The sequence below is a fragment of the Amphritea sp. genome, from assembly GCF_016744155.1.
GTDB lineage: Bacteria > Pseudomonadota > Gammaproteobacteria > Pseudomonadales > Balneatricaceae > Amphritea.
Map to the genome: position 1 here is coordinate 23,437 of NZ_JADGEW010000015.1, position 12,652 is coordinate 36,088.

General features: G+C 44.8%; 10 protein-coding genes. 9 read left to right on the forward strand and 1 reads right to left on the reverse strand.

Annotation, left to right across the window (positions count from 1 at the left end; all coding sequences use genetic code 11):
* The first annotated feature begins 10 nt into the window (after positions 1–10).
* The 3 genes from QZZ54_RS12255 to rpoS all read left to right on the forward strand — a co-directional run bounded on the left by QZZ54_RS12255 (position 11) and on the right by rpoS (position 2,904).
* Positions 11–949, forward strand: coding sequence for a DUF368 domain-containing protein (locus tag QZZ54_RS12255; RefSeq protein WP_290702977.1), 939 nt, complete (start codon positions 11–13; stop codon positions 947–949).
* A gap of 3 nt (positions 950–952) precedes the next feature.
* Positions 953–1,831, forward strand: coding sequence for a peptidoglycan DD-metalloendopeptidase family protein (locus tag QZZ54_RS12260; RefSeq protein WP_290702978.1), 879 nt, complete (start codon positions 953–955; stop codon positions 1,829–1,831).
* A gap of 68 nt (positions 1,832–1,899) precedes the next feature.
* On the forward strand, positions 1,900–2,904 hold the full coding sequence (gene rpoS / locus QZZ54_RS12265) for an RNA polymerase sigma factor RpoS (protein ID WP_290702979.1): 1,005 nt from the start codon (positions 1,900–1,902) through the stop codon (positions 2,902–2,904).
* A gap of 63 nt (positions 2,905–2,967) precedes the next feature.
* Here rpoS and mutS read toward each other — a convergent pair whose 3' ends face one another.
* Positions 2,968–5,550, reverse strand: a complete 2,583-nt coding sequence (mutS, locus tag QZZ54_RS12270; RefSeq protein WP_290702980.1) for a DNA mismatch repair protein MutS — start codon at positions 5,548–5,550, stop codon at positions 2,968–2,970.
* A gap of 469 nt (positions 5,551–6,019) precedes the next feature.
* Here mutS and QZZ54_RS12275 point away from each other — a divergent pair, with 469 nt between their 5' ends.
* The 6 genes from QZZ54_RS12275 (at position 6,020) to QZZ54_RS12300 (ending at position 12,652) form a co-directional block, all read left to right on the forward strand.
* Positions 6,020–6,385 carry a hypothetical protein gene (locus QZZ54_RS12275; protein WP_290702981.1) on the forward strand — a complete coding sequence of 122 codons (366 nt, stop codon included), beginning with the start codon at positions 6,020–6,022 and terminating at the stop codon, positions 6,383–6,385.
* 63 nt (positions 6,386–6,448) lie between these two features.
* Complete coding sequence (locus tag QZZ54_RS12280; RefSeq protein WP_290702982.1) at positions 6,449–8,167, forward strand: polysaccharide biosynthesis/export family protein; 1,719 nt, start codon at positions 6,449–6,451, stop codon at positions 8,165–8,167.
* A 122-nt stretch (positions 8,168–8,289) separates the two neighbouring features.
* Complete coding sequence (locus tag QZZ54_RS12285; protein ID WP_366645545.1) at positions 8,290–9,021, forward strand: ABC transporter permease; 732 nt, start codon at positions 8,290–8,292, stop codon at positions 9,019–9,021.
* The gene (locus tag QZZ54_RS12290) at positions 9,018–9,704 is read left to right on the forward strand and encodes an ABC transporter ATP-binding protein (protein WP_290702984.1); all 687 of its coding nucleotides are present in this window, start codon (positions 9,018–9,020) and stop codon (positions 9,702–9,704) included. Before QZZ54_RS12285 ends, QZZ54_RS12290 begins: the two co-directional genes overlap by 4 nt.
* A gap of 14 nt (positions 9,705–9,718) precedes the next feature.
* Positions 9,719–10,807, forward strand: coding sequence for a chain-length determining protein (locus QZZ54_RS12295; RefSeq protein WP_290702985.1), 1,089 nt, complete (start codon positions 9,719–9,721; stop codon positions 10,805–10,807).
* 234 nt (positions 10,808–11,041) lie between these two features.
* Entirely contained in the window at positions 11,042–12,652 is a 1,611-nt protein-coding gene (locus QZZ54_RS12300; RefSeq protein WP_290702986.1) for a hypothetical protein, read from the forward strand.

Below are 12,652 nucleotides of genomic sequence, written 5' to 3' on the forward strand. Positions count from 1 at the left end.
GGAATATCGAATGAATACTAAGCGTACAATGCAGCAATACCTAGCCCTGTTTTTTAAAGGGATGATGATGGGTGCTGCGGATGTTGTTCCTGGTGTTTCTGGGGGCACGGTTGCTTTCATAACCGGGATCTATGAAGAACTGATTAATACGATTAAGAGTTTTAATCTAGGTTCTTTGAAAGTGTTATTCGCTGAGGGCCCTAAAGCTTTCTGGCAACAAGTGAATGGCACTTTTCTCCTAGTGCTGTTGGCGGGCATTATTACCAGTATCGCGACCATAGCAAGTGCTGTGATTTTTCTGTTGGCAAATTACCCGATTCATCTCTGGTCTTTTTTCTTTGGTTTAATTCTCGCGTCTGTCTGGTTGGTCATGAGTCATATAGAGAAGTGGGATCTGAATTTGATATCCAGCTTTGTATTGGGATCTCTGGTGGCGTATCTGGTGACTAGCTTAGCCCCCGTGAGCGTTGAACCTACGGCTCTAATGGTATTTGTCTCGGGTGCAATAGCAATTTGTGCCATGATACTGCCAGGTATTTCTGGCAGCTTTATCCTTTTATTGTTGGGTATGTATGCGCATATCCTTGCCGCGGTCAAAGGGGTAGATTTGCAACTGATTGGCTTGTTTTTACTGGGTTGTGTTGTAGGTATTATGAGTTTCTCGCGTATGTTGAGCTGGATGTTTAGTCATCACCGCCAGATGACGCTGGCTCTGCTTGCTGGTTTCATGTTGGGCTCTCTTAATAAAGTCTGGCCTTGGAAATATACATTGGCCTATACCCTCAATAGGCATGGGGAACAGGTGCCACTGCAACAGGAAAATATATTGCCCTGGCACTTCGAGAGTATGACCGGCAGTCCCTCTTATCTGATTCTGGCTGGCGCCTTGATGCTGCTGGGCATAGCGATTATTGTTGTTATGGAGCGCTTTCAGGCAGCTAAAGGATAAACCATGGTGGGAGCAGGTGCAGATTGCGTCAAAGTAGCGGTAGTGGTTGCCGTTACCCTGATGTTGTCTGCTTGTAGCTCAAGCAGTATCTACACGCCAGTGGACGAGCGCTCCATTGGTGGTCGTCAACCGGTGAAGGTTGTCACTAGCCAGCCTCGTCCCGACCTGTATCGGGTGCGTAAGGGTGACACTCTCTACTCAATTGCATTTCGTTATGGTCTCGATTTCCGCCAATTGGCCCGCAGTAATGGGATCAGCGATCGCTATGCGATCTATCCGGGACAGACATTAAAGCTAAAAGTGCTCCCTCCTAGTCGGGCGGTAACTTCTCAATCCTCCACTAAGAAAGCCGTATCTGCGCAGCAAGCGGTCTCTTCGAAAAAAATCGTAGCACCCCAAAAGAGCACAAAACCAAAGGCTAGCGTAAAACCAGCGGCGCCAGCCAGGAAGAAGTCCGTATCCCCTCCTGTAGCCCGCAAATCTGTTACTTCTTCTGTTGCAAACCGCACATTGAGCTGGCGCTGGCCGGTATCTGGCAAGATAATTCAGGGTTACAGCAGTCGCGGGAAAGTTAACAAAGGGATTAATTTTTCGGGAAATAAAGGTGATCCGGTGCGAGCGGCGGAAGCTGGTAAGATTGTTTATGCCGGAAGCGGTTTGCTTGGATATGGGAATCTCGTGATTATTAACCATAATCAGAAATACCTGAGTGCTTATGCCCATAACAGTCGCATTCATGTAAAAGAAAATGATATGGTGAAAGTAGGTGACAAAATTGCTGAGATTGGTAGCAGTGGAGCCACTCGTACAATGCTGCATTTTGAGATCCGCAAAGATGGCCGGCCTGTGGATCCAATGAAGTATCTGCCGCGTAAAAGATAAGCACATGATTAATTGTCAAAATCTGTAACTAATAATAATATAAAAATTGGTTACTCGGGGTTATCGCAATGGAAAATGTAGAAAATAGCGAGCAGGATCTGGATCAGGTGGCGCTTGATACAGATGCAAAAGAGACAAAGCCTGATCTGAAAGGTAGTAAGCCAGCTGCTGATCCAGCGTTTTTGAACAGCGGGCGCGGCAAGGGGAGTATGGCGCATAATGACCTGCTTAATGCCAAATCTCTGGATGCAACACAGCTTTACCTGAATGAGATCGGCTTCTCTCCTCTGCTTACAGCGGAAGAGGAAGTTTATTTCTCCCGTCGTGCATTAAAAGGGGATGAAGCGTCCCGTAAGCGAATGATTGAAAGTAACTTACGGCTAGTGGTTAAAATTGCCCGACGTTATATCAATCGTGGATTGACGCTACTTGATGTGATTGAAGAAGGTAATTTGGGCCTAATACGCGCGGTCGAAAAATTTGACCCTGAGCGTGGTTTTCGTTTCTCTACCTATGCAACATGGTGGATCCGTCAAACTATCGAACGGGCGATCATGAATCAGACCCGAACCATACGTTTGCCCATCCATGTTGTAAAAGAGCTGAATGTTTATCTCCGTGCTGCCCGTGAACTGGCGCAGAAGCTTGATCATGAGCCGACTGTAGAAGAGATCGCAGATGCCGTAGATAAGCCGGTAGCAAATGTTGAAAAGATGTTCGGTTTGAACGAGCGGGTGACTTCGGTAGATGTGCCTGTGGGTAAAGATTCTGACAAAATGTTGTTAGAGACGATCGCCGATGAAGAGTCTTCTGACCCGGAGACATTACTGCAGAAATCCAATATCAGCGGTAATCTTGAAAACTGGCTAAGCTTATTGCCTGAGAAGCATTCAGAAGTGCTGTCCCGCCGTTTTGGTTTGCGAGGGTATGAGATGAGCACCTTGGAAGAGGTTGGCAAAGAGATAGGCCTGACGCGAGAGCGGGTAAGGCAGATTCAGGTAGAAGCACTACGTAAACTGCGAGAAATTGTTGAGCGTAATGGTTTGAGTGGTGAAGACCTGCTAAAAGAATAGCGTTTCGTTTTACAAAAAAAAGGGCCTTGATTCACTGAAATCAAGGCCCTTTTTTTATTTGAATCAGCGTCTGTTGGCTTCTTTTTTAAGACTGTAAATCAATTCCAGTGCTTGTCTGGGGGTTAGATTGTCAGGCTCAAGTGCTTTTAGTTGTTCCAGAGCCGGATGGGGTTTGGGCGCGACAAACAGGTCATCTTGCACCGGAGGGGGTTGCCGGCGCTGCTCGGTCTGACCGGTGTCTTCTTCCAATTGTACCAGTTTCTGTCTGGCGCGGAGAATGACGTGCTCCGGAACACCTGCAAGTTGAGCTACCTGAAGGCCGTAGCTCTGGCTGGCTGGCCCTTCCTGTACTTCATGCATGAAGACGATGTGATCCTGATGCTCCATCGCTGTCAGATGAACATTAAAGACGCCCTGGCAGAGTTCTGGGAGTACGGTCAGTTCAAAATAGTGGGTGGCAAACAGTGTCATCGCTTTAACTTCATTGGCAAGGTATTCAGCCGCAGACCAGGCCAGCGACAGGCCGTCGAAGGTGCTGGTGCCACGGCCAACCTCATCCATCAGTACTAGGCTTTGTTCGGTGGCATTATGCAGAATATTAGCTGTTTCAGTCATCTCTACCATAAAGGTAGAGCGGCCGCCTGCCAGATCATCGGATGAGCCCATGCGAGTGAATATTCGGTCTACCAAGCCGATGGTCGCCGCTTGTGCAGGGACGTAACTACCTATGTGGGCCAGTAGGGTAATCAGAGCAGCCTGGCGCATGTAGGTCGACTTACCGCCCATGTTTGGCCCGGTGATGATCAGCATCTGTCGTTCAGGAGATAGGCTAAGACTGTTCGCGACAAAGGGATCGTCAAGAACATCTTCTACCACCGGGTGGCGACCGGCAGTAATCAAAATTTGAGGCGCTTCAGTCAAATTCGGTGCGACATAATCAAGACTATCGGCACGTTCGGCTAAGTTGGCGAGTACATCAAGTTCTGCCAGTGCCGCTGCGCTATCCTGCAAATCAGCCAGCTGTGCGGCAAGGGTCTCTACCAGCGCTTCGTAAAGCACTTTCTCCCGTCCTAGAGCGCGGCTTTTGGCGCTCAATGCCTTATCTTCAAACTCTTTGAGTTCAGGCGTAATATAGCGTTCAGCATTTTTCAGGGTTTGGCGGCGGATGTAATCGGCTGGCACTTCTGCTTTTTGGGCTTTGCCTATTTCAATGAAATAGCCGTGCACTCGGTTATAACCCACTTTAAGCGTGGAGATGCCGGTACGTTCCCGTTCCCGGGTTTCAAGTTGAACCAGGTAGGCGCCAGCATTCTCACTAAGGCCTCGCAGTTCATCCAGTTCTGCATCATAGCCGTTGGCAATCACCCCGCCGTCACGAATGACCACAGGAGGATTTTCAATAATAGACTTTTCCAGCAGTTCGCTAAGTTCAGGAAAGGTGCTGGCGGTTTCTGCAAGTCGGAGTAAAAGCACAGGTTGTGCTGTTGCTAGTTGTTCTTGTAGCTCAGGTAGTACTAGAAAAGCGTTTTTTAGACGCTCCAGATCACGGGGCCGGGCAGAGCGTAATGCTACCCGAGCAAGTACGCGTTCAATATCGCCGATCTGTTTAAGCGAAGGTGAGAGCTGCTCAAAGCGGTAATCACTGATGAGCCACTGCAAAGCAGCCTGTCTGGATTGTAGTGTACTCAAGCACCGCAGAGGCCGATTTAACCAACGACGTAACATTCGACTGCCCATCGGGGTGGCGGTTTTATCGATCACAGAGGCCAGGGTGTTATCACGTCCACCTGCGAGGTTGATATCTATTTCAAGGTTTTTACGGGTTGCGGCATCAAGGATGACGCTTTCATCCCGCTGTTCCAGTGTTAAGCGGCGAATATGGGGTAGAGATGTACGCTGTGTATCTTTAGCGTATTGCAGTAGGCAGCCGGCAGCGCCAAGAGCAACGGGCAGGTGATCGCAACCAAAACCGCTCAGGTCTTTAGTGTGAAACTGCTGACATAGTAAGCGTTCAGCTGTTTCAATCTCAAAGTTCCAGGGAGCTTGTGGACGTAAGCCCTTATAGTGTTTTAGCTGCTCTGCCAGATTGTGACCGTCATTGAATAGCACTTCGGCGGGCTTGAGTCGTTCCAGTTCGCCATGGAGAGCTTCTTCATCATTGATTTCAAGAAGGCTGAAACGCCCGGTGCTGATGTCGACAATGGCGATGCCATAGCCTTGTAAGTTGGTGTTGACAGCGATAAGCAGGTTGTCACTACGTTCATCAAGAAGAGCTTCGTCACTAAGAGTACCTGGCGTGACAATACGCATAACCTTGCGATCGACAGGCCCTTTGCTAGTGGCAGGGTCACCCACCTGCTCGCAGATAGCGACCGACTCACCAGCCCGTACAATTTTTGCAATATAACCATCAGCAGAGTGGTAAGGAATACCCGCCATAGGTATCGGTTCGCCACCGGCTTTCCCCCGAGCTGTCAGTGATATATCAAGCAGTTGGGATGCCTTTTTTGCATCATCAAAGAACAGCTCATAGAAGTCACCCATCCGGTAGAAAACCAGCTGATCAGGGTGCTCAGCTTTGATCTTCAGATACTGCTGCATCATTGGGGTGTGTTCGGGTTTCTTTGCTGCTGTGGTTTTACTCATCGGAACTCAATATTGTCATTAGGAACAGGTTGTACATGCTTTAGTATTTTGATTCTATAGGAACTATGGTCTTTTGCTTATTTCTATTTAATGTAATTATTACGTTGAATACTTTGAAGCTTGGTAGATACCTTATGAAGACAGAGTAGGGCTTGATGTCGCGGCAAAAAAGTAGTTTATCAAAATAACTTTTATGTGCAGATAAACTTTTGTTTTTTGCTTTGTTTTCTGGTGCTTTGATGGCTATTTTCTCTATCAGCTGGGCTAGGTTATGAGCGTGTCAGATATAGATGTAAGCTCAGTCCGGTTTATTTATCTGTCAGCCTAGGTATAATCGCGCGAAAACTTATGGAAGAGATGTCGATAGCATCACCCGATAATAAAATCGGGTGTTGATTAGCGACAAGTGAAGTTGGTCTGATTGTATTGTATGATCCGTCCTGCAAACTTTGTTATGGATAGCGAATAAATGAAGCTTAATACCTCTCGTATAGTCAATTCAATAGTGCTGTTTTTCTTAGTAACTTTCTTAGCCGCATGTACTTCTCAACCCAAACATTCGTCTGGCACCGATTCTTTAGCGTTAACATTTGCAGCAGATAGCACTTTGTTAGAAGAAGTTAGTGAAATACTGACCAGTAATTCTGAAGAGTTGTCTTTTCTTATTCCTTCTGGGCCAAGGCAAGGTAAAGCCCTGACGGCCGAGGTGACTTATTTTGCTGCGAGTGGCCGGTTTTGTCGTAAGGTTGAGATCAGAGATAGTCTTTCAAAAGAGCTATATATAGCATGTAAGGCTGACGCTGCTATGTGGGAATTGACCCCGGTAGCAATCTGATTTCCATAAATAATGCCCAATATAGAAGTAACCGTTAGTGATAATGTTAAATGGAATTTATGCATGAATTTGAACAGTATCAGTTTTAACACAGTGGCTCATAAATTTTTCGTAGCAGTGTTCACTTTGTTGTTATGCAGCCTAGCAAACGCTGCGTTAGAAAATGCGGGTGATCTAGACCCTGCAGTTCAGCAGTTCAAGAGTGGAAGTGCCGCTACACAGCAGGTGCCGCATAATATCGATTGGAATTCCGGGACTTATGGCCGGCTGGATTCTAATCAATCAGTTAAGCTAAATGACATTCGCCCCTTCGGTAGTCAATTATTTGATGGTGGTTTTAGTGGCTTGCGGTCTGATGGTCTTAACGCCGACTATAAGGTCACTCCGGGCGATCAGGTTGTTCTTCGAATTTGGGGCGCGATCGAGATGGAGCGAGTTCTTCCAGTTGATGCGCGAGGTAATGTATTCATTCCAACAATTGGCCCGGTAAGAGTACAGGGCTTGAGTCATAAAGGTCTGGATGCACGAATTCGTGGTTCAGTTCGTTCGATTTACCCAGAAAATGTAAATGTATACACACAAGTTCAGGGTGTGCAGCCTGTTGGCGTTTTTGTTACAGGTTTTGTGCCGCGTCCTGGGCGCTACGCCGGGACTCCAAATGACTCTGTTATCTACTTCCTTAATCAGGCCGGGGGTGTTGATGACCAGATGGGCACATACCGGGCCATTAAAGTTATTCGTAACAGCAAAGTTATTGAAACTATTGACCTCTATGACTTTCTTATAAATGGTCAGATGGTACGACCACAGTTCCGCGATGGAGACACTTTGGTCGTAGGCGAGCGGAAAGCTTCCGTTATAGTCACCGGAGATATTGAACGTTCGTATCGATATGAGCTAACAAAAAATGAGATGAATGGCAGTGCCCTGACTCAACTGACGCATATGAAGGCCGGTGTCTCTCATGTATTGCTGCGTGGAGATCGCTCTAGTGGCCCGTTAACCGGTTACTTCCCGTTGCAAGAGTTTACGCAACAAGCGCTACAGAATGGCGATGTGGTTGTTTTGAGTGTTGATAAGCGTCACGAAACAATAGTGGTTGAGATCGAAGGGAGTTTTTGGGGCCCTTCGCGCTACTCTCTGCCGCGAGATATTATGCTGCAGGACTTTCTTGACTCCATCGCCGTACCAGAAAAGATAACCGATACCACTAGTATCTCTATGCGCCGGGAAAGTGTCGCGATTCGCCAGAAGGAGTCTCTCAACGAAAGTTTAAAAAGGTTAGAAACGACTTATCTTGGCGCTTCATCTGCGACTTCGCAAGAAGCGAGTATTCGGTTGCAGGAAGCGGAGCTTATTAGTCGATTTATTGCCAAAGCCTCACAAGCTGAACCGAACGGACGGCTCGTCGTTGCAGCAAATGATCATATAGCTAATATCCGTTTACAGGATGGAGATGTGATCACCATTCCTGAAAAATCTGACTCGCTTCTGATCAGCGGTGAAGTGCTTGTTCCCCAGTCTGTTGTCTTCCAAACCGATAAAAGTGTAAAAGATTATATCGATGGCGCCGGTGGTTTTAGTCAACATGCAGATGAATCGAAGATCCTTATTGTTCGTCAGAATGGTGAAGTACGAAGTGCAGGGGATGTGACATTAAAAGCCGGTGACGAGATCCTCGTATTGCCAGAAGTACCGACCAAAAACCTACAGCTGGCCACCAGTATCACCCAGATCCTATACCAACTAGCAGTAGCAACCAAAGTGGTTCTCGATCTTTAATTGGTTCTTATCACAATAGAGTTTTATTGTGGTGAGAGTTTGTGAATATCTAAAGGAGTAGATAGTTGCTATTACCTCGTACTCCCTGGCAAGTTACCCGCGCTGTATGGCACGCGTTGTTTTTGCGTGAGGCCCTAGCGCGGACAACCATGGACCGCATGGCCTGGTTTTGGATGTTACTGGAACCTATTGCATTGATTGCAATGATGGTCGGTATTCGGGCAGTTATTTCCAGTGGTCAACATATAGGTGGAGTCCACTTTATCCCTTGGCTTATCTGCGGCCTATTTAGTTTCTTTCTATTTCGAGAAAATATGATGCGCTCAATAGGCGCTATCAACGCGAATAAGGGGCTTTTTGCTTATCGTCAGGTTAAACCGATAGACCCAGTATTTATTCGCTGTTATTTGGAAGGAATGCTAAAAAGCTTTATTTTTATTCTTTTTATTATAGTTGGAATGTTACTTGAAATTGACTTGGTGCCTGCAGATCCGTTGGGTGCATTGTTCATTTGGTTACTTCTTTGGATGTTGGGCATAGGAGCGGGATTGACCCTGTCTGTTTTGTCTGAGTTGGTGCCTGAGATTGGAAGAGTAGTTCAGCTTACTTCGATGCCGCTTATTTTGATTTCCAGTGTAATGATCCCGTTGAATTATTTGCCCCACGAGATACAGCAGTATCTGATGTTAAACCCAATAGTTCATGGTGTTGAAAGTTTACGTGCCTGTTTCTTTGAGTCTTATCGTGCAATTCAGGGAATTAGTATTGTGTATTTAAGTGTATGGGCATTGGGCTCAGTCTCGCTTGGATTGTTATTACACTTGCGTTTTGCGATGAGGTTGAAAGCTCAATGATAAGCATTCGTAACCTTTATAAGCGTTATCATAATCATCACGGCAGTGACTGGGTTTTAAAAGATATCAGTATTGATATACCCACAGGGGTAAGTGTTGGCTTACTTGGGCGAAATGGCGCGGGAAAATCAACCTTGTTACGCATTATCGGGGGAATGGATACGCCGGATAGGGGCGAAGTCATACGAGATTGCAGAGTTTCATGGCCAATCGGAATCAGTGGTGGTTTTCAAGGTTCGATGACAGGGCGACAGAATGTAAAGTTTGTTGCGCGGGTTCATGGTTCTGGAAAAGATATTGAACGTATTATTCACTTTGTCGAAGAGTTTGCAGAGATTGGTAAGGCGTTCGATGAGCCGGTTAAAACCTATTCAAGTGGTATGCGAAGTCGATTATCTTTTGGTTTGTCGTTAGCATTTGATTTCGATGTTTTTTTGTCTGATGAAGCTACCTCTGTAGGTGATCGTGCTTTCAAGGAAAAGGCAACTAAAGCGTTTAAGGAACGAATAGGCCAGGCTGGCTTGATTATTGTTTCCCATGGCGAGGCTATTTTAAAAGATCTTTGCCAAGCGGGAATTTGGCTTGATCAGGGAAAGGCTCATTGGTTTGATGATATAAATGAAGCGATCGCGGCATATCATGAAAGTACTGATAAGCCTAAGCATAATATGAAAATTAAGTAAGATAGAAGATAGCAATGAAATTATTTTTAAGGCAACACCCTTATTGGCTCCTGTATATAGTTTCAGTCGTTCTTGTTTCGGGTTATTGGGCTGTATGGGCAACAGATCGCTATGTTTCAGAAAGTAATATTGTTTTAGAAAGCCCTCAAATTTCAATGCCGGACCTAAACTTCTCTTCACTGTTAGGGGGGGGAAGCGGAGGGAATAACGACATGTTACTTCTGCGGGATTATCTGTTGTCTGTAGATATGCTGCGCAAGATAGACCAGGAGCTTGGGTTTCGAAGTCACTACGCTAGTAATGACGTTGATTTCTTTTCCCGCCTGAGTTCAGTTAACGTTCCTCTTGAAGAACTGCATGAATATTATTTGAGCCGGATCTCTGTTGAACTTGATGAATATGCCCAGGTATTACGTATTAAAGTAGAAGCCTTCACTCCGGAAGTTGCGTTAGATATTTCGTCAATGTTACTGCGAGAAGGAGAGACTCATATGAATACCATGGGTCAGCGACTCGCTGCGGAGCAGGTTAGATTTCTTGAATTGCAGGTTTCTGAGTTAAGTGATAATTTTCAAAATACCAGAAAGGACCTTATTAATTACCAAAATTTAAATGGGTTGATTTCACCAACAGGCACCGTCGAAAGTTTAAGTGCGGTAGTAGCTGAACTTGAATCATCACTAGCGACCCTGCAAGCGAAGCAAACGATGATGGCGAGCTATCAGAGTAGCACCTCACCTGCAGTGATAAGAGTAGCGAGTGAAATTTCAGCCTTGCGTCAGCAGATTGCAAAGGAAAGGGCGCGTATGGCCCAGCAATCAGGTAATGCTCTGAATACATTGTCAGCCGAATATCAGACGCTTGAGCTAAAGGTGTTATTTGCACAAGAGAGTTACTCCGGAGCATTGGCGGCTTTGCAAAGTACGAGAATAGAATCTGCGCGAAAACTTAAGCAGATTTCTGTACTGCAAAGCCCAACGTTACCTGAGTATCCGGTGAAACCGAAACGACTGTATAACATTATAGTATTTGTAGTGATTGGTTTGTTTATAACCCTGATCATGCATATGTTGGTATTGATTGTCAGAGATCATCGAGACTGATTTCAGTGCTAGTAGCTTTCTGGGCGTTATGTCAAAGGCCTTGGAAGAGCACACTACGAATCAACAGGGTGAGAAGAAATTCTATCAGTCGTGAGCGTGAAGCGGTTTAGTTAAATAAAAAGTTAATAATGATGTAATTGTAGCTAATTGATTGGTTAAAAATAACAGATGTAGCGGACAAATTTTACGCCCGCGATGATTCGGTTAAGACTAATAAGCCTAGTAGGAATCCGCATGGCGATTTTTGTTATAGATAAAAGTATCAATTTGAAACACCTAGAAATTGCGGCGAATTCAAATGCATTTTTTGGGATTGGCTTGGAATTGAATGTATTAGCGAATCTGAACCGGCATGCTGATGCAGATAACATGGTTATCTACAACGATTTCACCGCTCAATTAGCTAATGGCCTGCGACAAGGTGACTCGCTGGCAGATATTCAATTTTATTGTCAATCCGCGTTTGGTGATTTAATTGAGTTCTTCAAAAGAAATCGTACAACATGCCAGTTAATTTCATTGCGTGGGCTGCTGGCGGCGGATAAAAATTCAATTATCCAGCAATTTGGAGATGCCCCAGCTGAAGAAATCAGAGCTTTAGTGCAAACGTTTGAGAAAACTATTATTCAAGATGATTTTTACTCATTGGCGGCGTTACAACTTCAAAACTCGGATAAGCGGCTTGTAAAACTTGCAGCAGAACTGGAAGCTTGCTCAGTGATTGCTTATGAAGGCTCAGATGTACATAATCTTGAAAAAATTATAAACGACTACCTTACGGAAAAGCAGGAAGTTGACAAAAAACTATATGTTGCTGAAGAATCGTTGAAAAAGTGTGAAGAGGAAGGGCGTTTAGCATTTAATAAATTTGAGACTGAAAATAAAGAGTTACAGAGGCAAATAGATGAAAAAAATGGCCAGATAGAAAATGTTCTGCATCAGCTCTTTGTGCTACAAAGTGCATTCGATGAGGCCCAGAAATCACAGAAAATTACAGTGCAACAGCATTCAGACACAGTAAATACAATAGAGTCGCATGTAACGGGTTTACAACAGGAACTTAAGCAAACAAAGATTGAAAATAAAGAGCTTGTAGAGCAATTGCATTTTGTGCAGGAAACATTAGAAGAGGTTTCTTTATCTTTACAAACGAAGGAATTAGCTAACCAATCGCTAATGATTGAAAAAACAAAAAGTGAAGCAGATTGTAAAAAATCTAATGAGAAGACCCAAGGGCTTAGCAAGGAAGTTACTAAAGTTCGTCAGACACTTGCCTTTCAGCAAGAGGAAAATGAGCTGTTAATTGAGCAGTTACATAATGTCCAAGAGTTATATGAATATAAACTGATACAAACAGAAAATTCGGCAGGTATTCAGAAGACCCTAAATCAAAGGGTGTCTGAAAAAGATCGTGAAATTCACGCACTAAATAAACTACTAGATGCAGGATTAATTTATCAAAAATGGTTAATAGCTTTGTTACATGCTGCGCATAAACAACTGTTTAATCAAAGTAGGGGATTTAGAAAAAAACTCAAGCAACAAGCTAAATTGCTAAATACTGATAAAGTATTTGATGGACAGTGGTACCTGCAAGCTTATCCTGATCTTGAAGGTTCAAAGCTCGATCTGAAAATACATTATCTTCTGTTTGGAGCATTTGAAGCTCGGAATCCATCGGGGCAATTCCATACGTTGAATTATATTCAAACATATGCAGATGTAGCAGAAGCCGGAATGCAACCTATTATTCACTTTATCCAGTTCGGCCAATTTGAGGGGCGCATGGCAGACCCTCTGCAAAAACGTTTGCCAGCACCGGGCAACAGCGAAAGCAAGGCATGA